27 protein-coding genes and 1 other RNA gene are annotated in these 24,569 nt (G+C 62.0%); 9 read left to right on the top strand and 19 right to left on the bottom strand.

Annotation, left to right across the window (positions count from 1 at the left end):
• Positions 1–80 precede the first annotated feature (80 nt).
• On the top strand, positions 81–746 hold the full coding sequence (locus tag ACSQ2A_RS00725; protein WP_295416782.1) for an OmpA family protein: 666 nt from the start codon (positions 81–83) through the stop codon (positions 744–746).
• 45 nt (positions 747–791) lie between these two features.
• Here the strand turns inward: ACSQ2A_RS00725 and ACSQ2A_RS00730 are convergent, their stop codons facing one another.
• Both ACSQ2A_RS00730 and ACSQ2A_RS00735 read right to left on the bottom strand, forming a co-directional pair.
• A complete protein-coding gene (locus ACSQ2A_RS00730) occupies positions 792–1,085 on the bottom strand; it encodes a hypothetical protein (RefSeq protein WP_295416785.1) in 294 nt (97 codons plus the stop codon).
• Complete coding sequence (locus ACSQ2A_RS00735) at positions 1,085–1,342, bottom strand: hypothetical protein (protein ID WP_436070686.1); 258 nt, start codon at positions 1,340–1,342, stop codon at positions 1,085–1,087. The genes ACSQ2A_RS00730 and ACSQ2A_RS00735 overlap by 1 nt, the downstream gene beginning before the upstream one ends.
• Before the next feature lie 149 nt (positions 1,343–1,491).
• Between ACSQ2A_RS00735 and ACSQ2A_RS00740 the strand changes: the two genes are divergently transcribed.
• Entirely contained in the window at positions 1,492–3,102 is a 1,611-nt protein-coding gene (locus ACSQ2A_RS00740) for an EAL domain-containing protein (RefSeq protein WP_436070687.1), read from the top strand.
• A gap of 78 nt (positions 3,103–3,180) precedes the next feature.
• On the top strand, positions 3,181–3,570 hold the full coding sequence (locus ACSQ2A_RS00745; protein WP_295416791.1) for a PRC-barrel domain-containing protein: 390 nt from the start codon (positions 3,181–3,183) through the stop codon (positions 3,568–3,570).
• Between the two features lie 248 nt (positions 3,571–3,818).
• Here ACSQ2A_RS00745 and ACSQ2A_RS00750 read toward each other — a convergent pair whose 3' ends face one another.
• Positions 3,819–5,438, bottom strand: coding sequence for an ATP-binding response regulator (locus ACSQ2A_RS00750; RefSeq protein WP_295416793.1), 1,620 nt, complete (start codon positions 5,436–5,438; stop codon positions 3,819–3,821).
• 169 nt (positions 5,439–5,607) lie between these two features.
• Here ACSQ2A_RS00750 and mscL point away from each other — a divergent pair, with 169 nt between their 5' ends.
• Positions 5,608–6,000, top strand: coding sequence for a large-conductance mechanosensitive channel protein MscL (gene mscL, locus ACSQ2A_RS00755; RefSeq protein ID WP_295416795.1), 393 nt, complete (start codon positions 5,608–5,610; stop codon positions 5,998–6,000).
• 259 nt (positions 6,001–6,259) lie between these two features.
• The gene (locus tag ACSQ2A_RS00760) at positions 6,260–6,895 is read left to right on the top strand and encodes a response regulator transcription factor (RefSeq protein WP_436070688.1); all 636 of its coding nucleotides are present in this window, start codon (positions 6,260–6,262) and stop codon (positions 6,893–6,895) included.
• Between the two features lie 169 nt (positions 6,896–7,064).
• On the opposite strand, the gene recR is transcribed toward ACSQ2A_RS00760, so the two are convergent.
• From recR to ACSQ2A_RS00795, 7 genes are all read right to left on the bottom strand, one after another.
• A complete protein-coding gene (recR, locus tag ACSQ2A_RS00765) occupies positions 7,065–7,658 on the bottom strand; it encodes a recombination mediator RecR (RefSeq protein ID WP_436070689.1) in 594 nt (197 codons plus the stop codon).
• A gap of 103 nt (positions 7,659–7,761) precedes the next feature.
• Positions 7,762–8,085 carry a YbaB/EbfC family nucleoid-associated protein gene (locus tag ACSQ2A_RS00770; protein ID WP_295416804.1) on the bottom strand — a complete coding sequence of 108 codons (324 nt, stop codon included), beginning with the start codon at positions 8,083–8,085 and terminating at the stop codon, positions 7,762–7,764.
• Positions 8,082–9,899: a DNA polymerase III subunit gamma/tau gene (locus ACSQ2A_RS00775; RefSeq protein ID WP_436070690.1), complete on the bottom strand. Its 1,818-nt coding sequence runs from the start codon at positions 9,897–9,899 to the stop codon at positions 8,082–8,084. Before ACSQ2A_RS00775 ends, ACSQ2A_RS00770 begins: the two co-directional genes overlap by 4 nt.
• An 82-nt stretch (positions 9,900–9,981) precedes the next feature.
• Positions 9,982–10,077, bottom strand: an RNA gene (gene ffs, locus ACSQ2A_RS00780) — signal recognition particle sRNA small type.
• 40 nt (positions 10,078–10,117) lie between these two features.
• The gene (locus tag ACSQ2A_RS00785; RefSeq protein WP_436070691.1) at positions 10,118–10,444 is read right to left on the bottom strand and encodes a type II toxin-antitoxin system PemK/MazF family toxin; all 327 of its coding nucleotides are present in this window, start codon (positions 10,442–10,444) and stop codon (positions 10,118–10,120) included.
• The gene (locus tag ACSQ2A_RS00790) at positions 10,432–10,689 is read right to left on the bottom strand and encodes an AbrB/MazE/SpoVT family DNA-binding domain-containing protein (RefSeq protein ID WP_436070692.1); all 258 of its coding nucleotides are present in this window, start codon (positions 10,687–10,689) and stop codon (positions 10,432–10,434) included. The genes ACSQ2A_RS00785 and ACSQ2A_RS00790 overlap by 13 nt, the downstream gene beginning before the upstream one ends.
• Positions 10,690–10,730: 41 nt before the next feature.
• Positions 10,731–11,570, bottom strand: a complete 840-nt coding sequence (locus ACSQ2A_RS00795; protein WP_436070693.1) for a DUF817 domain-containing protein — start codon at positions 11,568–11,570, stop codon at positions 10,731–10,733.
• 120 nt (positions 11,571–11,690) lie between these two features.
• On the opposite strand from ACSQ2A_RS00795, the gene ACSQ2A_RS00800 reads away from it, so the two are divergent.
• Positions 11,691–12,554, top strand: a complete 864-nt coding sequence (locus ACSQ2A_RS00800; RefSeq protein WP_295416809.1) for an LOG family protein — start codon at positions 11,691–11,693, stop codon at positions 12,552–12,554.
• A 158-nt stretch (positions 12,555–12,712) separates the two neighbouring features.
• Here ACSQ2A_RS00800 and ACSQ2A_RS00805 read toward each other — a convergent pair whose 3' ends face one another.
• The 4 genes from ACSQ2A_RS00805 to ACSQ2A_RS00820 all read right to left on the bottom strand — a co-directional run bounded on the left by ACSQ2A_RS00805 (position 12,713) and on the right by ACSQ2A_RS00820 (position 18,349).
• Positions 12,713–14,125, bottom strand: a complete 1,413-nt coding sequence (locus tag ACSQ2A_RS00805; RefSeq protein WP_436070694.1) for an ATP-binding protein — start codon at positions 14,123–14,125, stop codon at positions 12,713–12,715.
• 1 nt (position 14,126) lies between these two features.
• Positions 14,127–14,798 carry a response regulator transcription factor gene (locus ACSQ2A_RS00810; protein ID WP_295416815.1) on the bottom strand — a complete coding sequence of 224 codons (672 nt, stop codon included), beginning with the start codon at positions 14,796–14,798 and terminating at the stop codon, positions 14,127–14,129.
• Positions 14,799–14,946: 148 nt separating this feature from the next.
• On the bottom strand, positions 14,947–16,473 hold the full coding sequence (locus ACSQ2A_RS00815; RefSeq protein WP_436070695.1) for a Do family serine endopeptidase: 1,527 nt from the start codon (positions 16,471–16,473) through the stop codon (positions 14,947–14,949).
• Between the two features lie 451 nt (positions 16,474–16,924).
• Positions 16,925–18,349, bottom strand: coding sequence for a DNA recombination protein RmuC (locus tag ACSQ2A_RS00820; protein ID WP_436070696.1), 1,425 nt, complete (start codon positions 18,347–18,349; stop codon positions 16,925–16,927).
• A gap of 133 nt (positions 18,350–18,482) precedes the next feature.
• Between ACSQ2A_RS00820 and def the strand changes: the two genes are divergently transcribed.
• The 3 genes from def to truA are packed head-to-tail and all read left to right on the top strand — an operon-like array spanning position 18,483 to position 20,711.
• Positions 18,483–18,998 carry a peptide deformylase gene (def, locus tag ACSQ2A_RS00825; RefSeq protein ID WP_295416822.1) on the top strand — a complete coding sequence of 172 codons (516 nt, stop codon included), beginning with the start codon at positions 18,483–18,485 and terminating at the stop codon, positions 18,996–18,998.
• 49 nt (positions 18,999–19,047) lie between these two features.
• Entirely contained in the window at positions 19,048–19,974 is a 927-nt protein-coding gene (fmt, locus tag ACSQ2A_RS00830) for a methionyl-tRNA formyltransferase (RefSeq protein ID WP_436070697.1), read from the top strand.
• Entirely contained in the window at positions 19,974–20,711 is a 738-nt protein-coding gene (gene truA / locus ACSQ2A_RS00835) for a tRNA pseudouridine(38-40) synthase TruA (RefSeq protein WP_436070698.1), read from the top strand. Before fmt ends, truA begins: the two co-directional genes overlap by 1 nt.
• On the opposite strand, the gene ACSQ2A_RS00840 is transcribed toward truA, so the two are convergent.
• The 5 genes from ACSQ2A_RS00840 to dapD all read right to left on the bottom strand — a co-directional run bounded on the left by ACSQ2A_RS00840 (position 20,708) and on the right by dapD (position 24,520).
• Positions 20,708–21,271, bottom strand: a complete 564-nt coding sequence (locus ACSQ2A_RS00840; RefSeq protein WP_295416829.1) for a hypothetical protein — start codon at positions 21,269–21,271, stop codon at positions 20,708–20,710. The two genes, truA and ACSQ2A_RS00840, sit on opposite strands and share 4 nt — an antisense overlap.
• 16 nt (positions 21,272–21,287) lie before the next feature.
• The gene (locus ACSQ2A_RS00845; protein ID WP_436070699.1) at positions 21,288–21,833 is read right to left on the bottom strand and encodes a hypothetical protein; all 546 of its coding nucleotides are present in this window, start codon (positions 21,831–21,833) and stop codon (positions 21,288–21,290) included.
• Positions 21,830–22,984, bottom strand: coding sequence for a succinyl-diaminopimelate desuccinylase (dapE, locus tag ACSQ2A_RS00850; protein ID WP_436070700.1), 1,155 nt, complete (start codon positions 22,982–22,984; stop codon positions 21,830–21,832). Before dapE ends, ACSQ2A_RS00845 begins: the two co-directional genes overlap by 4 nt.
• A gap of 18 nt (positions 22,985–23,002) precedes the next feature.
• Positions 23,003–23,482: a DUF805 domain-containing protein gene (locus ACSQ2A_RS00855; protein ID WP_295416835.1), complete on the bottom strand. Its 480-nt coding sequence runs from the start codon at positions 23,480–23,482 to the stop codon at positions 23,003–23,005.
• 195 nt (positions 23,483–23,677) lie between these two features.
• On the bottom strand, positions 23,678–24,520 hold the full coding sequence (dapD, locus tag ACSQ2A_RS00860; RefSeq protein WP_295416838.1) for a 2,3,4,5-tetrahydropyridine-2,6-dicarboxylate N-succinyltransferase: 843 nt from the start codon (positions 24,518–24,520) through the stop codon (positions 23,678–23,680).
• Between the last annotated feature and the right edge of the window lie 49 nt (positions 24,521–24,569).

The raw sequence follows: 24,569 nt of genomic DNA on the forward strand, positions 1-24,569 counted from the left end.
CAGCATCTTTCCCTCATCACGCTCCTGCCGTAATGAAGGGTCAATCAAAGGCCACTGTTCAGATTCCTTCGGGGGAAAACATGAAGACCAAGGTTCTCGTCGCACTTGCCGCCGCTCTGGCGCTTTCTGCCTGCACCACCACCAATCCCTTTACCGGCCAGTCCCAGGTTTCCAACACTGCCGGCGGTACCCTGATCGGCGCCGGCGGCGGTGCCCTGGCCGGTGCCATCGTGGGCGCCGCCGTGGGCGGCGACCCGCGCATCGGCGCACTGATCGGCGCTGGTGTTGGCGGCCTCAGCGGCGCAGCCATCGGTTCCTATATGGACCAGCAGGAAGCCGAACTCCGCGCCCAGCTCCAGGGCACCGGCGTTTCGGTGACCCGTGTCGGCGACCAGGTCATTCTCAATATGCCCTCCAACATCACCTTCGCCACCGATTCCGCGACTGTGCAGCCGCAGTTCAACCAGACCCTGGTCTCGGTTGGCCTCGTCTTGCGCAAGTTCGACAAGACCATTGTCGACGTCTATGGCCACACCGACTCCACCGGCAGCGCTGCGCACAATCTCGAGCTTAGCCAGCGCCGCGCCGTTTCGGTCGCCACCATTCTGGCCAATCAGGGCGTCGATCAGCGCCGCTTCTTCATCGAAGGCAAGGGTGCTTCGAGCCCGATCGCTTCGAACGCCACCGAAGCCGGCCGCGCGCAGAACCGCCGCGTCGAAATCCAGCTTTCGCCCATCCGCGGCTAAGCTTGATCTTTGCCTGATCAGAAAGCGGCCCTCCGGGCCGCTTTTTTATTGCGTGGTGGTTTCGGTCACCGGGGCCGCCGTGGGCGTGCCAGGCTGCACATCGGTGCCCGGTGCGCCCGAAAAGATCTGCATGGCGAGGACGATGGCTGCGACAACGGCAATCGCCACCACCCCATAGAGCCACCACTGGCCGGGACTTGTGCCGCCCATCGCCGCTTCGATATCGCCCGTGGGGCGCAGATCCGAGCCATCAGGCACGTCGATCTTCGAGCCCTTTTCGTCGATCAGAAAGTCCACCTTGGCGACGCTGGGCGCCGGCCCTTCAGTGTTATTGGCCATCAGTAATCTCCCTTGAACACGGTTTTGGTCCCCACCCCGTCCTGTACGCCGCGATGCACATGGGCGATGGCCTCGTCGATTTCGCCCGAGGTAAAGCCGAATCCCCGTCCCTCCGCCTCGGCGCCGGACGCATCGGCCCGGAGCTGGTGCAGCAGGTCGAGCTTTTCGCGCGCGGTGAAGAGGCTGTGCTGGGCAATCTGCATCGGGGTCAGGCTATCCCGGCTCATGATCTCTCGTTCAAGATTGCCGAAAACCATTTTTCCCTCCTCGTCTCATGCGCTTAAGGCCACAAGGAAAAATGCTTGTCGCGGGCGACAAGTTCCATTTGTGCGCAATTGGCAAAGGGTCGGATTAACGCGGCCTTGAGAGGTCCCTGCGCATCCTCATGCACGGCGAGGGGATGCCGATGAATTCAGTTGTATCGTTTCTGATAGCGACAAAGCACCAGAACAAGGTGCAATTCGGCCTTTGGCTGCTCTGCTTCCTGGCGCTGTTGGCGGCCAGCTCCTGGTTCATGCTGCGCGAACTCAATGCCAGCATGAATACCGACGTCTCCCGTGCGCTCGAAACCTATACCAAGGTACGCAGCGCCGTGGTCGAGACGCTCGACATCATGGATCGCCAGCTCACCGCCGATCCCTGCTCGGCCGACTATGCCGCCCAGCAGCGCCGCGTTGCCTTCCTGCCCGATGGCATGAACGAGCTTTTCTTCTTTGAAAGCGGCAAGATCATCTGCACGGCCAATAACGGTCTCCTGCCCACGCCGATTGACCTGGGCGAGCCCGATATCGTTCCCTCCAATCCCTTCACAGTCACCCTCTGGGTCAATCGCAATCTCGACGCCCTGGGATTGACGGGTCTGAGGGGTAGTTTTGCCGTGCGCGGCAATCACGGCATGGTGGTTCCGGCAACGCCCATTCCCACCGGCATTTCCAAATGGCTCGAATTCGAGGTGGTCCTGCGCGCCCCCGATGGCCGCTGGTGGCACACCTCCGGCGCGTCCGGCCTCTATGTGCAGGGACTGGCCGAAAGCAATGGCCCCTTCGGCCTGCGCAATGGCGCCCTGACCACTATCCAGTGCGACGTGGCCGGGCTGCATTGCCTTGCCGCCCGCGCCACGCTCGGCCAATTGCTGGTCGTGGGCGGGGCAGTTTTCGGCTTGAGCCTTGTGGTCTGCGGCATCCTGGCGGCGTGGCTCTCAAGCAAGATCTACGCGCAGCTGGCGCGCCGCTGGTCCTTCGAATCCCGTTTCCTGCGCCGCTTCCAGTCCCAGGGCGTGACCTGCGCCTATCAGCCCCTGCTCAATCTCGAAAAGGACCTGGTCACCGGCTGCGAGGTCCTGGCGCGCTGGCGCGATGTCGATGGCACGCTGATCTATCCCGATCGCTTCATCCCCATCGTCGAAAAACACGGCCTGACCCAGCCCTTCACCCGCCTCATCGTTGCGTGTGCCCATGCCGAGCTGCTGCCGCTCGTGCCCATGGGTAAGCGCATGCAGGTCAATTTCAATATTTTCCCGCAAGATCTCGATGCTGCCGTGCTGCTCGACATCTTTGCGCCCTTCCTCAGCTCGGCCTCGCGCTTTGATCTCACCATCGAAATCGTCGAGACCGGCGCGCTCGAACTGGATACCGCTCAGGGCGAAATCGAGCGCCTGCGCGATGCGGGCGTCCACATCTATATCGACGATTTCGGCGCCGGTTATTCGTCCATGCATACGCTTGCCGGCCTCTCGGTCGACGGGGTCAAGCTCGACCGCAGTTTTGCCATGGCGCCCGACGAGTCGGTCATGGCCCGCATGCTCGATCACGCCATCGACATGGTGCAGGATTCGGGCCGCAGGGTCGTGGTCGAAGGCGTCGAGACGGCTGCGCGCCTTGCCGCGCTCAAGGCCTGCGGCAAGGTCCATTTCGCGCAGGGCTACTATATTTCCCGCCCGCTCGACCGCGATGCCTTTGCCCGTTTCCTCGCCGATCGTGGTCCCCGCCCCAGCGCAAGGCCGCGATTGGTTGCCTGATCACATTTGCCTCAAGCCGGGCAACCGCTTCCGGTGACACTGCGTTGGTCGGCCATGGATAAACCCAGGAGGACCGACATGGCCTATGATGACATCAGCAAAGCTGACGCCAATATCAAGGAAACTCACGATCTGATTGCTTCCGACAAGGTCGAAGGCACCAAGGTCTATGATCCCATGGGCGAGCATATCGGCTCGATCGAACGCATTCTCGTCGAAAAGCGCTCCGGCAAGGTGTCTTACGCCGTGCTGAGCTTTGGCGGCTTCCTCGGCATGGGGCACGAGCATTACCCGCTGCCCTGGTCGAAGCTGAACTATGACGAAAGCCTCGGCGGCTATCGCGTCGATGTGACCAAGGCCCAGCTCGAAGGCGCCCCGCGTTATGAACGCGAAGAGGACGAATACTGGACCGAAGAAAACGGTCGCCGCGTCTACGACTATTATGGCGTGACGCCCTACTGGATCTGACCCTTTCCGGCGCTCGGGAACTCCCGGGCGTCAACGGCTTTCAGCACCAGCGACTTTTCAGGCAGACATTTTCAATCAAGTGATGCTGCATCGGGTCGGCCCCATTCGGGTGCCGGCCTTTTTTGTTTTTTGGATTTTTACCTGACATCTATCCCATCCACCGCGTCATTCCCGCGAAAGCGGGAATCTCCTCTCACAGAGGCAGGATTCCCGCTTTCGCGGGAATGACGCAGTGAAGGAGGTCAGCTTTACCCCGCCCGGCTTCCCCGTCCCGATTGATTGGCAAGCCCGCTGATCGTCGCCCGCAAGGCGGCTGGCTTCACCGGCTTGGTCACCACCAGAATGCCGCGATCCTCCGCCAGCGCCCGCACCGCCGGGCTGCGATCCGCCGTCACCAGTGCTGCCGGCAAATGCCCGCCCAGATTATGCCGCAGCCATTCGATGGCATCGAGGCCCGACGTCTGGTCGAGGTGATAGTCCATCAGCACCAGATCGGGATACCAGCCCTCGAGCAGGCGCTCCCTGTCGATCTGCTTGAGCGACAGGGCCACGCGCACGTCGCAGCCCCAATGCTCCAAGAGGCCCTGCATGGCTTCGAGAATGGCCTTCTCATTGTCGACACACAGCACCTTCAAATTCAGCGTGCCGACATTGCTTTCCACCATTGGCCAGGCTTCGCCCTGCGCAGGCCGCGCATTGCGCACCACGGGCAGATACAGCGAGAAGCGCGAGCCGCGGCCCTCCTTGCTGTCGAGTTCCAGCGTCAGGTCCATGGCCGTCACGAGACGCTGCACGATGGACAGCCCGAGCCCCAGCCCCTGCGCCATGCGCGCCGCCCGGTCGAGCCGCGAAAATTCGGCAAAGACCAGCCGGTGCTGGTCCCGATTGAACCCGATGCCCGTATCGATCACATCGAGCCGCAGGCGATTGCCGCGGCGCCGCAGCCCCACCAGCACCTTGCCGCCCGCAGGGGTATATTTGATGGCGTTGGAAACAAGGTTCTGCACGATGCGGCCGACCAGCGAGCGGTCCGCCATCACCGAGGCGGCCGTCTTGACGATGCGCAGCGTCACATCGTGCTCGCGGGCGAGGGGGGCGAATTCCACCTCGGCCTTTCGCAACAGGTCCTGAGCCGCCACCGGGGCCGGCGCGGGCTTGAGCGCGCCGCTGTCGATGCGGGAAATATCGAGCAGCGCCGACATGATCTCTTCCACGGCCGTCAGCGAGGCCTCGATGGAGGTCGCCAATTCGGCAAAGGCGGTGGATTTGGCCCGCTCGATCAATGTGGACGTATAGAGCCGCGCCGCATTGAGCGGCTGCAGGAGGTCGTGGCTGGCCGCGGCGAGAAAGCGCGTCTTGTCGTGATTGGCCGCATCCGCCTTGGCACGCGCGATCTCAAGCTCGGCATTGACGCGTGTCAGGTCCGCCGTGCGCTCCTCGACGCGGCCTTCGAGCGAAAAATTGACGCGTTCGAGTTCGCGCTCCGCCTTCACCCGAGCCGTTACGTCGGAAAAGCTGATGACGAGGCCACCATCGGAAAGGCGGCTGGAATGAAATTCCAGCGATTGCCCGGCATTGCCGAGCCGCTGGGTCACCGTTATCGGGGCTTCGGTGAGAAGCTTGATGCGCTCGATGGCGAGCCGCGCTGCATCGCCGGGGCCGAGGTCGCCGCGTTCGGCAAGGAACAGCGCAATGTCGAACAGGGCTGCCCCTTCGCGGATCAAATCCTCAGGCAGAGCAAGCAGCAGATTGTAGCGCCGGTTTGACACGACGAGCCGCAGCCCCGCATCGAAGACCGCGATGCCCTGGGGCAGATAGTCGATGGCCAGCCGGAGACTGGCCGCACTGTCAGCAGAGGAAAGCGCCATGGATTTCAGACAAACTCGAATTGTTGAGAGCCGTTATCTGCCCCCTCGCGCAGGGGCGCAAGTTCGACTGAGGGACCATTGCAAATTGCCGCGAGGTCGGAAATGTTGGTTATCCCTCCGTTAACGTCCTGACCGGAGGCCGCTTTCCAGTTTGAAGAGGGTCGAACCTATGAGCTTTGTTAAGGAATTCCGTGATTTCGCCGTCAAGGGCAACATGATCGATCTCGCCATCGGCGTGATCATCGGTGCGGCCTTCGGTGCCATCGTCTCTTCCATTGTCGACGATATCTTCATGCCGCTGCTCGGCATCATCATCGGCGGCGTCGACTTCTCGGGCATTGTGCTGACCGTCGGCGAGGCACGGGTCAATATCGGCCTCTTCATCAATGCCGTGGTGAAATTCGCCATCATCGCCTTCGTGCTCTTCCTCGTGGTCAAGGCCATCAACAGCCTCAAGCGCGAAGCGGCCCAGGAACCGGTCGAAACCACGCCCGCTCCGAGCAAGGAAGAAGTCCTGCTCACCGAAATCCGCGACGCCCTGCGCGCCAATCCCCGCGTTTGACTCGAACAAAAGCCGGCTTGCAGAAGCCGGCTTTTTTGTGCCCATGATCTAGGAATAATATCTGTTGACGATTTTGATATAGGCAAATATACCTAACAAGTGCGTAGTGACACTTAAGCATTCTCTCTATCGGACGGCATGACCACTTAGAGCAAACTACCGGGGTGAGTGGGACGGAGGGTGGCGGAGCGTTTGCTTCGCTGCCATGCGGCTCCGGCCCAAAGGTAATGCGAACCTTGCCAAAGGGGCTTTGGGCACGATGAGCGACGACACCTATTATCATTCATTTCTCAACCGGGACCGTGTGATCCACATCGTGGACGACGATCCCGCCATCTGCGAGGGGCTGAGCGTGCTGTTCCGCCTCGAAGGCTTTCAGACCATGTTTTCGCTCGAGGCCGGGCATTTCCTCGCCTCGCTCGAGCGGCGACGGGTCGATGTGGCGGTGGTCAATCTGACGCTGGGCCAGGAAAGCGGCCTGCCACTGCTGCGGCGCGTCAAGACGCTGCATACCGGCACGCCGGTGGTTATGCTGGCCAATTCCCCCCAGCTCGAGGCGGCTGTCACCGCCATGAAACTCGGTGCCACCGATGTGGTGCCGAAACCGATCGACAGCGAGCACCTGCTCGGCATCATCCGCGACGCCCTGCGCCGCGATGTGCATCTGGGCGCCATGCAGGGTGGTCGGCGACCCGTGGAAGTGCGGGGTTTTTCTCAATTGACCCCGCGCGAACGCGAAGTGCTCCAGCTCATCACCAATGGGCAATCCAACAAGGAAGCGGGCCGAAAACTGGGTATCTCGCCCCGCACCATCGAAGTGCACCGCGCCCGCGTCATGGAAAAGCTCGGCGCCAAGAACACGGCCGACCTCATGCGGATCGTGCTGACGAGCTGAGTGTATAAGAAAAAATTCCTTGATCATCCCCACTCGTCACCCTCGGGCTCGACCCGAGGGTTCTACACTTGCGGCGACTTCGTTGAAGTGTCCTCGGGTCAGGCCCGAGGATGACGTTGGGTGGCTGGGGTGAGATGCGGCAAACGCACTAACAGCGGTGGCGAAAAAACTAAATCTGCGTCCGCGCCCGCAGCGCCTGGCTCAGCGTGCCTTCGTCGAGATAATCGAGCTCCCCGCCGATCGGCACGCCATGGGCGAGCCTCGTCACCTTTGTGCCCGGCCCCAGGCGGTCGGTAATGTAATGCGCCGTCGTTTGCCCATCGACCGTGGCATTCATCGCCAGCACGATCTCGGAATAATCCGGCGCGCGGGAAATCAGCATGTCGAGATTGAGATCATCGGGACCGACGCCGTCGAGCGGCGAAAGCACACCGCCCAGCACGTGATAGCGCACCTGGCCGGGGCTTGCCCGTTCAAGCGCCCAGAGGTCGGCCACATCTTCAACCACGATGAGAATGCCGCTATCGCCGCGGCGCGGGTCCGAGCAGATCGAGCAGGGGCTGACGGTGTCGATATTGCCGCAGACCTCGCAGCTTTTCACCGCCACCACGGCGCGATCGAGCGCCGCCGAAAGGGGCAGCATCAGCTGCTCCTTCTTCTTGATCAGATGCAGCACAGCCCGCCGCGCCGAACGCGGCCCCAGGCCCGGCAGGCGGGCCAGAAGCTGGATCAATTGCTCGATTTCAGGTCCGCCGGATGGCATGTTTTGGGCCCCTATGCCCTCTCACCCACGATGTCATCCCCGCGAAAGCGGGGATCTCTGTTTGAGAGGGGATTCTCGCTTTCGCGGGAATGACACCGAGATATCAGAACGGGAACTTCATGCCCGGCGGGATCGGCAGGCCGGCGGTCACTTCCGCCATCTTGCGCTGCACTTCGCTTTCGCTCTTGCCCTTGGCGTCGTTGAACGCGGCGACGATCAGGTCTTCCAGCACTTCAATTTCGGCCGGGTTGGCGAGCGTCGGATCGATCTTCAACCCGCGCAAATCGCCCTTGCCCGAGAGCGCGACGGTGACGAGACCGCCACCGGAACGGCCTTCAACGACCATGTCGGCAAGCTCGGCCTGCATGGCCTCCATCTTGCCTTTCATCTCGCTGGCGGCCTTCATCATGCCCATGATGTCTTTCATTCGTCGTCCTCTTCAATTGGTGCGGGGGCGATTTCGGGTGTAGCGGCCTCATCGTCCTTAACGGAGACGTTAACGACCTTGGCCCCCGGAAAGGTTTCAAGAATGGCTTTGACCAGCGGGTCCTCATGGGCCGCCGCGGTCGCCGCTTCCTTGCGCTGCTCGCGCTCCTGCCGGATGGTTAGGCCCTCGGGCGGCTTGGTCGAAACCATGACCAGCCAGCGCTGACCGGTCCAGGTCTGCAGCCGCGCCGAAAGCGTCGCAATCATGCCGGGATCAGCGCCATCGGCTAGTGCCACTTCGATGCGGCCCTGCTCGAAGGAAATCGGCCGCATCTGCGATTCGAGCGCCAGTTTCACCAACACGTCACGTTTGGCGGTCGCGAGCGCAATGAGGTCCTTGTAGGTCGCCACGGTCGCCAGCGCCGGCTGAACGACAGCCTGCGGCCGCGTGGCGGACACCGGCTCAGCGACAGCCTGTGGCTGCGCTGAGGCGATAGCCTGTGTCGCGACAGGCATCGGCGCTTCGACGCGCAACGCCGTTGCGCTGCCGCCACCGCCACCGCCATTGGGCGGCAGGCGCGGGGCAGGCGAGGGCAGCGGCGCATTGGCCAGCACCTGGCCGGAAAGCTTTGAAATCACCTCATCCGGGCTCGGCAGATCGGCAGCATAGGCGAGCCGGATCAGCGTCATTTCCGCCGCCTGCAACGCATTGCCGGCGCGGCCCGTTTCCTCATTGCCCTTGAAGAGAATCTGCCAGGCCCGCGTCAGCGCCCGCATCGGCAGGCGTTGCGCCAGATCGCGGCCACGGCTCTTTTCATCGGGCGTCAGCGACGCATCGTCAGCCGCGGCCGGCACGACCTTTATGCGCGTCACGAGATGGGTGAATTCAGCCAAGTCGGCGAGCAGTGTCTGCGGATCGGCACCGAGATCATAAAGCTCGCGCAAGGCTGTCAGCGCCTCGGCGACACGGCCACCCATCACATCTTCGAAGAGATCGATAATCCTGGCGCGGTCGCCGAGGCCCAGCATGGTCTTCACCGTCGCCGCCGAAACCGAACCGCCACCATGGGCAATGGCCTGATCGAGCAGCGAAAGACTATCGCGTGCCGAGCCTTCGCCGGCCCGGACGATCATCGCCAGGGCATCGGGTTCAAAGCCGATACCTTCCTGGCCCAGGATCTTTTCGAGATAGGCGGTCATGATATCAGCGGGGATACGCCTGAGATCAAACCGCTGGCAGCGCGACAGGATGGTGACCGGCACCTTGCGGATTTCGGTCGTCGCGAAGATGAATTTTACGTATGGCGGCGGCTCTTCCAGCGTCTTCAGCAAGCCATTAAAGGCCGCTGTGGACAGCATGTGAACTTCGTCGATGACATAGACCTTGTAGGGCGCCGAAGCCGGGCCATACTTCACCGAGTCGATGATCTCGCGGATATCGTTGATGCCGGTATTGCTCGCGGCGTCCATTTCGATGACGTCGACATGCCGCCCCTCGATGATGGCGCGGCAATGCATGCCTTCTTTTTCGAGATCGAGCGTCGGGCGGCGGCCGTTTTCGTCTTCATAGTTGAAGGCACGGGCCAGAATGCGCGCCGTCGTGGTTTTACCCACACCGCGCACGCCGGTCATGATGAAGGCGTGGTGGATGCGGTTCTGCGCAAAGGCATTGCCCAGCGTCTGCACCATGGCGTCCTGCCCGACAAGCGTCGAGAAGTCGCGCGGGCGATATTTGCGGGCCAGCACCAGATAGGGCGTGGTCTGAGCGTCAGCCATCGGTCCCTTTCCTGCCTCGGTCTTGAGGGAATCTGCCATGGGTCATGAAGTGACCATAGGGCAATGACGTTCGTCCCGCAAAAGCCTGCGGCTCAAATTGCCAGATACGAACAGAGAATTGAGTAGGAGGCTGGCATCGACCCGTGAGGATCTCGTTGGGGCTGCTTCCTTCCGGACCTGACCCGGTTGGCGAGGAACACGTCCGCGCCAACCTCCCGATTGGCTATATGCGAACAAATGGTGTCGAAAGCAAGGGGTCAGGGCGCGAAGAGTTCCTGAAGCCCCGCAAGCGCATCGTGCAAGGTCTGATCGGTTGCCGTGCCCATCTTCTTTTTGAGCTGCCGCTTGTCGATAGCTCGCGTTTGATCGAGGAGCAGCAGGCCGTCTTTAGCCGCAAAGTGGATCGGGATACGGAATCCCGCCGGATGACTTCCCGATGTCAGCGGTACGATGATGACGGTACGGAGATGGTCATTCATGCTGTCAGGCGACACCACAAGGACGGGCCGGGTCTTCTGAATCTCGCTCCCCACGGTGGGGTCTAGAGTCGCGAGCCAGATGTCACCGCGCGCTACCAAACCCAATCCACGTCGTCATTGTCGTTTGGAAAATCGCCAAGCACGAGCTTGTCGTCGCCAGCAGCGGCAATGCGTGCCGCGTCTTCAGCCCAACCTTCGCGCGGGTGCTTGGCAAGGCGCTCAATAACGATCAGACCATCCTTGATCCGGATATCGATCTTGTCCCCCGCCTGTGCTCCGAACTCGGCGAGCAGGGGCTTGGGAATGACGACACCAGCGGAATTTCCGAATTTTTTGACAGCGCTTTCCATACGCATACGCGTAGCACAAAGCTGTTTTCGTTACAACAAAGTTATAACGAACTGCTCTCGTGTCGCCGCGGCGGATGCACCAGGGTCACCAAAACCACCGAGATCAGCATCAGCAGATACCAGGAGCCGAGTTTTTCAAGGCTCACCATGTTCCAACCGTTTTCCTGGCTCGGATAGATCCAGGCGCGGCTCCAGGTGCCGATGTTTTCGGCGATCCAGATGAAGAGCGCAACGAGCAGGAAAGCGAGCAACATCGGCATGGAATGGCGGAAACGGAAGACGCGATAGTGCATGAAGCTGCGGCCATAGAGCAGCACGACCCCGCCAAAAAGCCACCAGCGAAAATCGTAGAAGTAGTGGTGGGTGAAGAAGTTGATATAGATGCCCAAGGCCAGCAGCACCGTCAGCCGGATCGGCGGATAGCGGGTAAAGGTAATGTCGAAAATGCGCTGGATGCGGGCCATATAGGAGCCCACGCAGGCATACATGAAGCCTGAAAACAGCGGCACGCCGGCAATGCGGAAAAGCGCATCGTCGGGATAGACCCAGGAGCCGACCGAGGTCTTGAACACTTCCATGACGGTGCCGACGACATGGAAGATCAGGATGACGCGCGCTTCGTCGAGCGTTTCCAGGCGAAAGAGGATCATGCCTGCCTGAATGACCAGCGCAGCAATGAACCAGAAATCGTAGCGGTTGAGCCCGATATCGGGCCACCAGAGGCGCGTGACGATGATCATGCCCAGCATGAGTCCGCCGAAAAGGCAGGCCCAGGCCTGCTTGAGGCCGAACACCAGGAACTCGACAAGACCGTCCGCCACGCGGCCGCGCGGCAATCGCGCGAGGACCAGATGCGCCGCCGCATCGATCCTGGCTTCCACACTCGTGAAGTGAATGGATTCCTCCCGCCCTTGCCCCGGCTCACCGCACTGGTTATGCCCAGTGCAAAGCGCCGAATTGTGGCGCGCCGGTCAAGACCGGATTCGGAACGGAGAAGCCATTTGGCCAGACGCCACCCGACCTCGCTGCGCACGTCCAAGCAGGACGTTGCCGCCGCCAAGAAAGCGCCGCAGACCGCCCAGACCGAGAACCCGGCCTATCGGCTCGCCTTTGCCGATGACGACTTCATGACCTCGGAAGACACCCGCGGCGTCCGTTTCCAGCTCGAATATCTCAAGACCGAGTTTCGCCTGCGCGAGCGCGGCATTGTCTCGACCGTCGTGCTGTTCGGCGGTGCGCGCATTCCGGAGCCGGGAAAGCCGGCCTGGGCTGCCAAAAACGAAGTGCAGAAGCGCAATCTCGAAGCCGCCTCGCGCTACTATGAAGAAGCGCGGCGCTTCGCCCAATTGGCGAGCCAGACCTCGGCCGCCAGCAATTTTACCGAATATGTGGTGGTAACCGGCGGCGGGCCGGGCGTGATGGAAGCGGGCAATCGCGGCGCCGCCGATATGGGCGCGCCCTCGATTGGACTCAACATCGTGCTGCCGCACGAGCAGGCGCCCAATGTCTATGTGACGCCCGACCTCTCCTTCAACTTCCACTATTTCGCCACGCGCAAGATTCACTTCCTACTGCGCGCCAAGGCAGTGGCGGTGTTCCCCGGCGGTTTCGGTACGCTGGACGAATTTTTCGAAACGCTGACCCTGATCCAGACCGGCCGCATGGACCGCATTCCCGTCGTGCTCTTCGGCAAGGAGTTCTGGGACAAGGTCATCAACCTGCAGGCCCTGGCCGAAGCCGGCACCATTTCGCCGACCGATCCGGAGCTGTTCTCCATCGTCGACACCGCCGAGGAAGGCTGGGCCGTCGTCCGCGATTTTTATGATCTGCCGGAGACGGATGAGCCAGACTGGCTCGGGGGCTAAGGCCTTCAAGACTCACGTAAGGCATCTGAAAATCAGCCATTCACCGGCTGTCATCCCGGCCTTGAGCCGGGATCCATCTTGAGATCTCAGGTTGGGCCCCGGCCGTCGCCGGGGTGACAATGGAGGGTGTGGTTGCTTAAACTCACCCCCGCGGCAAACTAGCTCCCCGGCACAGCCAGCACCGCGCGCACGCCCGGGCCATTGTCCTCGATGCTAAAGCTGCCGCCATGGAGCCGCGCCACGGCATTGACCAGCGCGAGCCCCAGGCCCGATCCCGGCTCGGACCGGCTCTTTTCGAGCCGCACGAAGCGCTCCAGCACCCGGCTCCGGTCGGCTTCGGCAATGCCCGGGCCATTGTCCGCAACCACGATCACGACGCTGCCGCCCTCGCGCTTGAGGCTCACCGAAATCTTCCCCGCGCGGCCATCCTCGGGCTTGGCATATTTCATGGCATTTTCGAGCAGGTTCACCATGGCCTGCCCAATCAGCTCGCGATTGGCCCTGAGGGTCACACCCCCAGCAATATCGGTCGTCACCTCGATGCCCTCGTCTTCGGCCACCGGCGTATAGAGTTCCGCCACGTCCGAAACGATGGAACTGACATCGATCTCCGACAGCGCCCCTGAAGGCGCGCCGGCTTCGACGCGGGCAATCATCAAGAGCGCATTGAAAGTCTGGATCAGCTTGTCGCTCTCGGCGATTACCGTCTCCAGCGCCTTTTCCTTGGTTTCCAGGCTCGCCGTATCGCGCAGCGCACCCTCGGCCTGGTTGCGCAGCCGGGTCAGCGGCGTCTTCAGGTCATGCGCCACATTGTCGGTGACTTCCTTGAGACCCTGCAAGAGCTGCTCGATCCGGTCGAGCATGGCGTTGAGATTGCGCGCCAGCCCGTCGAATTCGTCATTGCGCTTGGTGATCGGCACGCGCTCGGACAGGTTGCCCGACATGATCTTGGTGGATGTATCGCGAATGGTGTCGATGCGTTTGAGCACGCGCCGCGCCGTCACCCCGCCTGCCACGACCGAGAACAAAATAATGCCGACGACGCCGACGAGAAAACTTTGCAGGATAATGGCCGAATAGCCGCGCCGCTCGACGACGTCGCGCCCCACGACCAGCCGCATGCCATTGCCCAGTTCGATCGAGCGCACGACGGCAACCCCGGACCGTTTCGGCCGGTCCGGCATGCCCACAGCGTCTTCGCCCAGGGGGTCGGGCCGGTCATAGTCGAAACTGTAAACACCCGGATCGATCAGCACATCGGGCGGCACGTCGCTCATATTGCCCAGCAGATATTGGCCCGCAGCATCGCCGAGGTAATAGACGCCCGGCCCCGGTTGGCCTGAGAGGCGATTGAGCGCAAAGGCCAGCGCACGAATGCCCTGCGTCGCCTCGATGCGCTGAAACAGCCTGATCTCGCGGTCGATATCGTCCGATTGCTGGCGCTGGATCGTGACGCTCGACTGCCAGCCGATAAAGGCCATGAGCAGGATGGCGAAGACGACGAAGATGGCGATGAAAGTGGCTGTGAGGCGGACCGTGGACGTCCGCCAGACCTGGGCGAAGCGGCTCACTTTAATCCCGGATCATATAGCCGGCGCCGCGCACCGTATGGAGCAGGGGCGTATCGTGCCCCTTGTCGATCTTCGAGCGCAGGCGCGACATGTGGACGTCGATGACATTGGTCTGGGGGTCGAAATGATAGTCCCAGACATTTTCAAGCAGCATGGTGCGCGTCACCACCTTGCCCGCGTGCTTCATCAGATATTCGAGCAGGCGAAATTCGCGCGGCTGCAGCAGAATGGCTTCGCCATCGCGCTCGACCTTGCGGCTGAGCCGATCGAGCGACAGCCCGCCAACGCTGTAATTGGTCGCCGCCTCAGCCGGGCTCGACCGTCGCGCCAGGACTTCGATGCGCGCCAGGAGTTCGGTAAAGGCGTAGGGTTTTGTCAAATAATCGTCGCCACCGGCGCGCAGACCGGTCACGCGGTCATCCACTTCGCCAAGCGCGGAGAGAATGAGCACGGGCGTATTGTCGCCCTCGGCGCGCAGGCTTTCGATGATGGAAAGACCGTCGCGGCGCGGCAGCATGCGATCAACGATCAGCACGTCATAGTCCATGCCGGAGGCCATGGCATAGCCGGTTTCGCCATCGCTGGCGTGGTGGGTCACATGCCCCGCTTCATCCAGCGCCTGGATGAGATAGCTCGCGGCTTCCCGGTCATCTTCGATCAACAAAATCTTCACGCCGACGCTCCGCATATTTGAAAAGGTTCCGGGGAATTTCCCCGGAACCGGATTGGTCTCATTCGCTTCTGCTGCCTCATCACCCCGGCCTAATGCCGGGATGACAGGCGATGGGCGAACGAGCACGGTTTCATCACCTGGTGAAACCTTAGCCTTCTTCGCCGAGCGGCAGGCCGATGAAGCGGGCTTCGCCATTGCGGGCCACCTTCACCAGGGCCGTATCAAGGCCCTTGCTCTCCACGCCCGAGATGGCGGATTCGAAGTCAGCGATCGAGGTGATCGGCTTGTTGTCGACTTCGAGCAGCACGTCACCCACGGCAAGACCGCGCTGGGCAGCGGCGCTGTCAGCATCGACTTCCTGAACCAGCAGGCCACCCGAACCGTCACCATTGGGTACCAGCGTCATGCCCAGGCTCGACGTGCTTTCCGGAATGTCGGCCGGCGGCACCGGAGCATCCGGGGCAGGGGCGGCTTCGGCGGTCAGCTCGGTCAGCGTCACGCTGAGCTTGGTTTCCGCGCCATCGCGCCAGATGGTCAGCTCGACGGTCGAACCGGGAGCCTTGCCGGCCACGGTGCGGCTGAGATCAAGCGCGTCATCGATCTGCTCGCCATCGACGGCAGTGATGATGTCGCCCGACTTGACGCCGGCGTCACCTGCAGGGCCATCGGAGGCCGGCTCGCGGACAATGGCGCCGCGGGCATTGGCAAGGCCAACGCTATCGGCGATGTCCTTGGTCACGTCCTGGATGGAGACGCCGAGATAGCCACGGGTCACCGAGCCGGTATCGATCAGCTGGTCGACGATCTGCTTGACCGTGTGGGCTGGGATGGCAAAGGCGATACCGACATTGCCGCCATTGGGGGAGTAGATGGCGGTGTTGACGCCGACCACTTCGCCATTGGTGTTGAAGGCCGGGCCGCCGGAGTTACCGGTGTTCACGGCTGCGTCGATCTGCAGGAAGTCGCCATAGCTCGAGCCGCCGATATTGCGGCCGGCGCCCGAAATGACACCCACGGTCACGGTACCACCGAGGCCGAACGGATTGCCAACGGCAACCACCCAGTCGCCAACGCGGCTCGGGGTTTCTTCAAAGCTCACGAAGGGCAGGTCCTTGCCTTCGATCTTGAGCACGGCAAGGTCGGTGCGTTCGTCGGTGCCGACGACTGTGGCAACCTGTTCGGAACCGTCTTCGAAGATCACGGTGACCTTGGTGGCGTCGGAAACGACGTGGTTATTGGTCACCACATAGCCGTCTTCGGAAATGATGAAGCCCGAACCGGCCGCCATGAACTGGCGGGGGCGAGCATCTTCGCCGCCCTGTCCGCGCGGGCCACCAGGGCCGCCGAACTGGTCGAAGAAGTCACGGAAGGGATGGCCTTCGGGAAGGTCGGGGAAGTTGAATTCGAACTCGCCACCGCGCTGCACCGTGCGGGCCGGTTCTTCGGCTTCAACCAGAATGGAAACGACTGCCGGCTTTACGGCATCCACGAGATCGGCAAAGCCCTGCTGCTGGTTCACCTGCGGCACGACGATCTGTGCCGCATTGCGCACCTGAGCATTGGCCGCCTGACCCGTCAGCACAAAGGCCGTGGATACGCCGCCGATACCCACCAGAAGCGCCAGGGCCGAAGCTCCAAGCCAACGGCGCGTACGCGAAAGAAGAGTGGGACGCATAAGGAATAGTCTCCTTCGAAAAAGCTCTCAACAGCTTGTGGCACTAGATATGGAACGGTCCGCCTTTCTGAGAAGTTGCGCCAGCATTAATGTTTCGCAATGTTGCTGGCTTCATTGCGGCAGCGTTTATCTCCCCGCCACAATCCCAGCAAAATTCGACATTTTGCAGCCGCCGAGGGGCAGCGCGGCGGCCCACGAGGCGGCAATCTCGTTGCCGTTCGGAAAGGTTGGGCGCGCGTTCCCAACATCTATCGTCACCACCGGGCTTGTCCCGGTGGTCCATGCTCCCGGAGATGGATTGTCGGGACAAGCCCGGCAATGACGACAAGAGGGAAAGCACCGCAACACAACGCGTCACCCTCGGGCTTGACCCGAGGGCCCTGCACTTGTCGCGTCATCGTTAAGTGAAGTGTCCTAGGGTCAAGCCCGAGGATGACGCACAGTGAGAACCCTAATTCCGGTCCCCCGGGTCCTCACCCACCAGGCGCAATGTCGGCTGCTCATCCACGCCGCCATCCCAACCAGGTGGCAAAGACTTCCCCGATTTCGCGCCCAGCTCGCGCAGCATTTCCACCTGCCGCACCACATTGCCGCGTCCGGTGGAAAGCTGGTCCTTGGCCTTGGCAAAATCCTGCTGCGCCCGATCGAGGCTGCTGCCCACCTTGTCCATGGTCCCCAAAAACCCGGCGACTTTTTCATAGAGCGCACCCGCCCGCTCGGCGATTTCTTCCGCGTTCCGGTGGCGCTTCTCGATGTCCCAGACGTTCCGCACCGTGCGCAACACCGTCATCAGCGTCGTCGGCGTCGTCAGCATCACGCCCTGGCTCATGCCGAATTCGAAAAGATTGGGATCGGCCTTGATCGCCGCCGACAGCGCCCCTTCGATCGGCACGAACATCATCACATAGTCCAGGCTCGACTTCGCATGACGATGATAGCTCTTGTCCCCGAGCGTTTTCACATGGGTGCGGATCGAGATCACATGCGCCTGCAAAAACTGCTCGCGCACATCATCCTCGGCATTGGTATAGGCCTCAAACGCCGTCAGCGAGACTTTCGAGTCGATCACCAGCCGATCGTCATTGGGCATCAGCACTTCGACGTCCGTCCTGAGCCGCGCCCCGTCCTCGCCCGAATGACTCGTCTGCGTCAGATACTGTTCTCCCTCGCGCAGTCCCGAGCGTTCGAGAATAGTGGCAAGGATCATCTCGCCCCAGGCGCCCTGCGTCTGCGACGAGCCTTTTAGCGCCCGTGTCAGGTTCTGCGCCTCGGTGGTAATGGTCAGATTGCTTTCCGCCAGCGCCCGGATCTGTTCGCCCATCGTCGCCCGGTCGCGCAACATGCCGCCCTGAAACTCGACGATTTTCTCGTGCAGCGGCTTTAGGAGCATGTCGACCTGCTCCCGGTTCTGCTTGGAAAACGTCTCGCCGTGACTCTTGAGCACGTCCCCGGCAATGGCCTTGAACTCGTCGGTCATCTGCTGCCGCGCTTCAAGAAAACGCTTCATATTGGCTTCGTTCTGCCGCGCCTGTTCGTCGAGCCGCGTCCGCATCGCGGCCAGTTCCGCCGTCAGCTCGCTGTTCTTTTCCCGCTCATTGTCGATCAGTTCGCCCGCCCGCTCGCGCTCGCGCAAGAGGCCGAGATCGAGGTCGCGAATGCGCATGTCGCGCTGGGCGATCTGTTCGAAAAAGCTCGCCTTGAGACCTTCGCTGGCTTCCCGCGCGACCTCGTCGGCCCGCTGCGCATTGGCGCGCGCCGAGCCGACGAGTAGAAAAACGCCTGTTGCCAGCAGCACCACGATGCCGACAACAAGCGCAAGCCCCAGGGTCACCGGCAGGTCGCCGATCACAAACAGAATAGTGTCGAGTTCACTCATGGGTGCACTCTACCCGATTCTTCTGTTCTTAAAATGTTCTATTCTGCGCAGTGCGCAGACGAGCTCCGCAGTTGACCGCAGGGCGACAAAACTCCATATCACTGGCAAATCCAGATATTGCCGGACCTTTGCCATGGCCATCCGCCCTATTCTCATCATTCCCGACGCGCGCCTGCGTGCAGTTGCCGATCACATCGTCGAGGTCGACGAGGAGATCAAGACGCTGGCCAAGGACATGCTCGACACCATGTACGACGCCCCGGGCATTGGCCTTGCTGCGCCCCAGATCGGGGTGATGAAGCGCATTGTCGTCATGGATCTGGCCGGCGAGAACGAGCCGGCGGCCCCGCTCGTCATGATCAATCCCGAAATCACCAAATTCGGCGACGAGATCCAGGTGACCGAAGAAGGGTGCCTGTCGATTCCCGAGCTCTATTACGAGGTCGAGCGCCCTTCCACGGTCACGGTGAAGTACACCGATCTCGACGGCCAGGAAGTCACCAAGGATGCCGACGGCAAGCTCGCCGTCTGCATCCAGCACGAATTGGATCACCTCGATGGCGTGCTCTACATCGACTATCTCAGCCGCCTGAAGCGCGACCGCGTTATCAAGAAGTTCGACAAGCAAGCCAAATTGGCTGCGCGCTAAGAGCCCAAGCCCCGCGCCCGCGCGGGGCATCTGCCCAGGAGTAAAGCCAATGCGCGTCGTCTTCATGGGCACGCCCGAATTTTCCGTGCCGACGCTGACCGAGATCGTCGCCTCCGGCCACGAAGTCCTCGCTGTCTATACCCGCGCGCCAAAACCGGCCGGTCGCGGCCAGGCCGAGCGCAAGAGCCCTGTGCATGAAGCGGCCGAAAATTTCGGCATTCCCGTCTTCACGCCCAAAAGCCTGCGCAACGAAGCCGAACAGCTTCAGTTCGCCTCCCTCGGCGCTGACGTGGCTGTGGTCGTCGCCTATGGCCTGATCCTGCCCAAGCCGATCCTTGAAGCACCCACCGAAGGCTGCCTCAATCTTCACGGTTCGCTGCTCCCCCGCTGGCGCGGCGCTGCGCCCATGCAGCGTGCCATCATGGCCGGCGACAAGCAGACGGGCATCGTCGTCATGAACATGGACGAGGGCCTCGATACCGGCGCCATGGGCCCAACGGAAATCATCCCCATCGGCCCCGACATGACCGCGGGCGAATTGCACGACCAGATGATGCGCCTCGGCGCCGATCTGATGGGCCGCGCCCTTGCCGCCCTCGAACGCGGTAGCCTCGATTTCACGCCCCAGCCCGAAGAGGGCGTCACCTATGCGGCAAAAATCGAAAAGGCCGAAGCCAAACTCGATTTCTCTAAATCCGCCGAAGATGTCCACAACACCATCCGCGGCCTCTCGCCTTTCCCAGGCGCCTGGTTCGAACTCGACCTCGCCGGCAAGCCGACCCGCATCAAGGCCCTCCGCTCGACGCTCGCCAGCGGCAACGCCGCCCCCGGCACGCTGATCGGCCCCGACCTCACCATTGCTTGTGGGAGTGGCGCCGTCCGCCTCACCCAGGTGCAGCGCGAAGGCAAGGGCGCCATGGATGCCGCAACCTTCCTCCGCGGGGCAGGGGTCTTGCCCACCACCGTCGTCGGCTGATGCCACGCTATCGCATCACCCTCGAATATGACGGCACGCCCTTCTGCGGCTGGCAGCGCCAGGCTGATCGGATGAGCGTGCAGCAAGCCCTCGAAGAGGCGATCTTCCGCTTCTCGGGCGAGACGGTGTCTACCCAAGCCTCCGGCCGCACCGATGCCGGCGTCCATGCGCTCGGCCAGGTCGCCCATTTCGACCTCTCCACCGACCGCGACCCGTTTCGCGTGCGCGAGGCGCTCAACTACCACCTGCGCCCGAACCCCGCCGCGGTCATCGACTGCGAAATCGTCCCCGAGACCTTCGAAGCCCGCTTCTCGGCCCTCGCGCGCCACTACGAATATCGCATCCTCAATCGTCGCGCCCCGGCCGCACTGGAACGCCATCAGGTCTGGCACGTCCCCATGCCGCTCGATGCCGAAGTGATGCACGTAGCCGCGCAAAAGATTCTCGGCCGCCACGATTTCACGACGTTTCGCTCGTCCGAGTGCCAGGCCAATTCGCCCATCCGCACCCTCGACCATTTTGCCGTGCGCCGCGAACTCGACCATGTGATCGTCACCGCCAGCGCCCGAAGCTTCCTGCACCATCAGGTGCGCTCCATGGTCGGTTCGCTCAAGCTCGTCGGCGAAGGCAAATGGAGCCCGGCCGATTTCCGCGCCGCGCTCGACGCAGCCGACCGCAGCCGTTGCGGCGCCATGGCGCCATCAGCGGGCCTGTACTTCGTAAAAGTCGACTATTAGGTCAGCGGCGGGGCCGGCAGGAACAGGGCAACAATGCCCAGCGCCAGGAACACGCCCACTGCCTGCGATACGAACAAGAGTCCGATCTGCAGCGGCGCCAGCGTCACGATGAAGCGGCCGATATTGATAAAGGTCAGCAGCGCCACAATGGCAATGCCGAGCAGCAGCACGATGCCCACTTCCCCGAACAGGGTCGAGACCAGCAACAGCACCGCCGAAACCAGCGTCACCCAATTGCTGGCAACGAGATAGGGAATAAAACCATCCTGCCGGCCCATTTGCCGCAGCACGATGGCTGCCATGCCCGCCTGCGCCACGAAGAGCACGGCGTTGACGATGACCGACTGCGTTGCTGTGCCCGGTGGCAGGTTAATGCCGAACAGCACCGGCCCGAAGCCGGCCAGCATCACGGCGACAACCGCCGCGATCAGGCTGCCGACCAGGCCGCGCTGGGAAAAATCGAAATAGGCCGAAGCATCGCGCTTGCCGGTGATCAGGGCAACGCAGCCTCGGATGGCGCTCGCGGCTTCTTCGAAAAAGGGAGAATTAGGCTGGGCCAAGGGCGTGGGTCTCGTCTCAAGGTGTGGGCGCGGCCACGGGGCCAAGCACCATGTAGAGCGTCACTGGCATACCGACAAGCAGCACCATGGTCAAAACCGCAAATGCCGCACTGACGCCGATATTCCAGCCGCCAGCCCGCCAACCCAGTTGAAACAGTAAAAAGGCAAGGCCAACCCAGAGCAGGATCAGCACCGGCCCCGCGATCAACGACAGAACAGTGCCCATGACGAGATAGGCGATCAGCGCATAAATCCCCGGCATAAGCAGGGTCATCACCCGCACCTCGCCCGGCACCATTTTTCTGGTGACATGGATACCAATCAGCAGCGCCACGATGGAAAGGCTCTGCACCAGAATGGCGATGATGAGACCCATCAGGCTCGGCATGCCGACATTGGCCGAAGCCAACGCAATCGAGAGCAGCGCAAAAAACAGAAACAGCACCAGCGCCGTCGTCAGCCCGGCCGCCGAAATCGAAAAGTGCCTGATCCAGTCAGCCTCGCCGCGAACCAGGGCGATCCATCCGGCCAGCGCTTCCTTGAGGGCTGCCCAGATCTTCATTCGCCGCCGTCCGCGAAGAACCGGCCCATGAAGCTTTCATAGATCGCCGTCAGTCCGACGAGATCGGTAATGGCGATATGCTCATCGGCCTTGTGCATGGAGGGGCCGACGAGTCCGCACTCCACCACCGGCCCATACTGCGCGATAAAGCGCGCATCCGACGTGCCGCCGCCGGTCGAATATTCAGGCCGCCGCCCCGTCACGTCCTCGATGGCATCGGACAGCGTGTCGATATCCCCGCTGAGCGGCGACAGGAACGAGCGCGACGGCACACCGGCAATCTCGAAAATCACCTCAGTGCCACGGGCATCAACCGATGCAATCCGCGCTTTCACCCACTCCGCCAAAGTGTCCGGCGTCCAGGTGTCATTGTAGCGGATATTGAATTTCAGCACCCCGGCGCCGGGAATGACATTGCTGGTCGGATTGCCGACATCCACCGTCGTCACTTCGAGATTGCTGGCCGGAAAATGCTCCGTGCCATCGTCGAGCCGCGTCGTGCTCAGCGCCGTCAGAACAGCCGCCAGCACCGGCAGCGGATTATTGGCCTTGTGCGGATAAGCGACATGCCCCTGCACGCCCTTCACCGTCACCACGCCCGAAAACGACCCGCGCCGCCCGATCTTGATGCTGTCGCCCAAAAACTCGGCCGAACTCGGCTCGCCCACCAGGGCAAAGTCGAACTGGTGGCCATTGGCCTCCATCCAGCGCACGAGCTTTCCCGTGCCATTGATGGCATCTGCCTCTTCGTCATTGGTAATGGCCAGCTGGATCGTGCCCGCCTCGGTCGGGATGGCCGAACAGGCCGCGACAAATGCCGCCACGCCCGACTTCATATCGGCCGCACCGCGTCCAAAAAGCTTGTCGCCTTCAACCCGTGGCACGAATGGATCGCTCGTCCACTGCGCGCGATCGCCGGGCGGCACCACATCCGTATGGCCAGCAAACAGCAGTTTCTTGCCTGATGTACCGCGCGTCGCAAAGAGATTGTCGACGGGATAGGACCCGTCACCATCGAACCGCAGATGCGTCACGGCAAAGCCGATCGCTTCCAGCTCCTTGGCCAAAAGGTCCAGCGCCCCGGCCGCCTCCGGCGTCACCGAGGGGCAAGCAATGAGGCGTTCGAGCAGGTTCTGCGGGTCGATGGTCAACGGAATAGTCCCAAAAGTTCAGGCAGCGGCGCCGACGGGGTCGGAACCATAGGAGTTGGAGCCCGTGGTGCCCTTGAGAAAACCGAGCTGCACGAGCATGTAGATGGCGAAAACGCCGAAGATAAGATTGAGAATGCTCAGCCAGAACGCCGGCTGCGGCACCAATACGCCGCCCCCGATATCGGTCCAGGTGAGGCCGATGCCGGTTGCGGTAAGCAGGTTGAGCAGCACGCTGCCCCCGAGCAGGATTTTCAGGTCCATGCCCTCATTGTCCCGATCATGGCGACGCTTGAGCCCGAGATTGTAGCTCGGCCAGAGCAGCGCCAGATTGAGCAGCACGGCGAGCCAGCCAAAGACGACCGGATTGCCGAAGCTGATGATGCTGAAGACCAGCGTAGCAACGAGCGATATGACGATCAGTGCCACGATGCCGATCCACCATTGCTGGCGGCCGATCCGGCCTTCAGACGTGGTCAATAGTGCAATGATTTTATCCATGACTTCCCCCACAGAGAGCCGGAATCATTCCGGCGCAGAGCGAAGATTAGGATGCCGGCGCGGCGAGAGCCAGCGCCGGTTATTATGCGGCATAGTCCTCTCATCCCATCGTCACCACCGGGCTTGTCCCGGTGGTCCATGCGGAGGCGAGATGGATTGCCGGGACAGGCCCGGCAATGACGACGAATGAGGGATTTAGTCGCGCAGCAATTCGTTGATGCCGGTCTTTGAGCGCGTCTGTGCGTCGACGGTTTTCACGATCACAGCGCAATAGAGGTTCGGGCCCGGCGTGCCATCCGGCAGCGGCTTGCCCGGCAGCGAACCGGAAACGACGACCGAATAGGGCGGCACCTTGCCCATATGCACTTCGCCCGTAGCGCGGTTGATGATTTTCGTCGACGACCCGATGAACACACCCATCGAAATCACCGAGCCTTCGCCCACGATGACGCCTTCAACCACTTCCGAACGCGCGCCGACAAAGCAATTGTCTTCGATGATGGTCGGATTGGCCTGCAGCGGCTCGAGCACGCCGCCAATGCCGACGCCACCCGAAAGGTGCACGTTCTTGCCGATCTGGGCACACGAACCAACGGTCGCCCAGGTGTCGACCATGGTGTTTTCATCAACATAGGCGCCAAGATTCACAAAGCTCGGCATCAGGATAACGCCCTTGCCGATAAACGCCGACTGGCGCACCACAGCGCCCGGCACCGAACGGAAACCGGCAGCGCGATACTGGTTCTCGCTCCAGCCCTGGAACTTGCTCGGCACCTTGTCGAACCAGTTTGCCCCGCCCGGCGCGCCTTCGATGAGCACATTGTCATTGAGACGGAAGGACAGCAGCACGGCCTTCTTCAGCCACTGATTGACCTGCCAGTCGCCATTCACCTTCTCGGCTACGCGCGCCTGCCCGCTATCGAGCAGGTTCAGCGCCGTTTCCACTGCATCGCGCACTTCGCCTTTGGTCGAGAAGTTGATCTCGGCCCGGTTTTCAAAGGCGGTTTCGATGATGGTGGAAAGCTGGGCGTTCGACATGACGGCTCCTACGGAAATGCTGGCGCGGACCATAGCGGGGACAAGCGGA

The organism is Devosia sp. LjRoot3 (genome assembly GCF_964252865.1).
Taxonomy (GTDB): Bacteria; Pseudomonadota; Alphaproteobacteria; order Rhizobiales; family Devosiaceae; genus Devosia.

Excerpts from the sequence above, each read along its gene's own strand:
- ACSQ2A_RS00760 (WP_436070688.1), top strand. The coding sequence starts at position 6,260 with ATGAGCGACGACACCTATTATCATTCATTTCTCAACCGGGACCGTGTG.
- ACSQ2A_RS00750 (WP_295416793.1), bottom strand. The coding sequence starts at position 5,438 with ATGGCGCTTTCCTCTGCTGACAGTGCGGCCAGTCTCCGGCTGGCCATC.
- def (WP_295416822.1), top strand. The coding sequence starts at position 18,483 with ATGGCCATCCGCCCTATTCTCATCATTCCCGACGCGCGCCTGCGTGCA.
- ACSQ2A_RS00820 (WP_436070696.1), bottom strand. The coding sequence starts at position 18,349 with ATGAGTGAACTCGACACTATTCTGTTTGTGATCGGCGACCTGCCGGTG.
- fmt (WP_436070697.1), top strand. The coding sequence starts at position 19,048 with ATGCGCGTCGTCTTCATGGGCACGCCCGAATTTTCCGTGCCGACGCTG.
- mscL (WP_295416795.1), top strand. The coding sequence starts at position 5,608 with ATGAGCTTTGTTAAGGAATTCCGTGATTTCGCCGTCAAGGGCAACATG.
- ACSQ2A_RS00845 (WP_436070699.1), bottom strand. The coding sequence starts at position 21,833 with ATGAAGATCTGGGCAGCCCTCAAGGAAGCGCTGGCCGGATGGATCGCC.
- ACSQ2A_RS00790 (WP_436070692.1), bottom strand. The coding sequence starts at position 10,689 with ATGGAAAGCGCTGTCAAAAAATTCGGAAATTCCGCTGGTGTCGTCATT.
- ACSQ2A_RS00740 (WP_436070687.1), top strand. The coding sequence starts at position 1,492 with ATGAATTCAGTTGTATCGTTTCTGATAGCGACAAAGCACCAGAACAAG.
- dapD (WP_295416838.1), bottom strand. The coding sequence starts at position 24,520 with ATGTCGAACGCCCAGCTTTCCACCATCATCGAAACCGCCTTTGAAAAC.
- ACSQ2A_RS00735 (WP_436070686.1), bottom strand. The coding sequence starts at position 1,342 with ATGGTTTTCGGCAATCTTGAACGAGAGATCATGAGCCGGGATAGCCTG.
- ACSQ2A_RS00815 (WP_436070695.1), bottom strand. The coding sequence starts at position 16,473 with ATGCGTCCCACTCTTCTTTCGCGTACGCGCCGTTGGCTTGGAGCTTCG.
- ACSQ2A_RS00775 (WP_436070690.1), bottom strand. The coding sequence starts at position 9,899 with ATGGCAGATTCCCTCAAGACCGAGGCAGGAAAGGGACCGATGGCTGAC.
- ACSQ2A_RS00725 (WP_295416782.1), top strand. The coding sequence starts at position 81 with ATGAAGACCAAGGTTCTCGTCGCACTTGCCGCCGCTCTGGCGCTTTCT.
- ACSQ2A_RS00770 (WP_295416804.1), bottom strand. The coding sequence starts at position 8,085 with ATGAAAGACATCATGGGCATGATGAAGGCCGCCAGCGAGATGAAAGGC.
- ACSQ2A_RS00855 (WP_295416835.1), bottom strand. The coding sequence starts at position 23,482 with ATGGATAAAATCATTGCACTATTGACCACGTCTGAAGGCCGGATCGGC.
- truA (WP_436070698.1), top strand. The coding sequence starts at position 19,974 with ATGCCACGCTATCGCATCACCCTCGAATATGACGGCACGCCCTTCTGC.
- ACSQ2A_RS00730 (WP_295416785.1), bottom strand. The coding sequence starts at position 1,085 with ATGGCCAATAACACTGAAGGGCCGGCGCCCAGCGTCGCCAAGGTGGAC.
- recR (WP_436070689.1), bottom strand. The coding sequence starts at position 7,658 with ATGCCATCCGGCGGACCTGAAATCGAGCAATTGATCCAGCTTCTGGCC.
- ACSQ2A_RS00745 (WP_295416791.1), top strand. The coding sequence starts at position 3,181 with ATGGCCTATGATGACATCAGCAAAGCTGACGCCAATATCAAGGAAACT.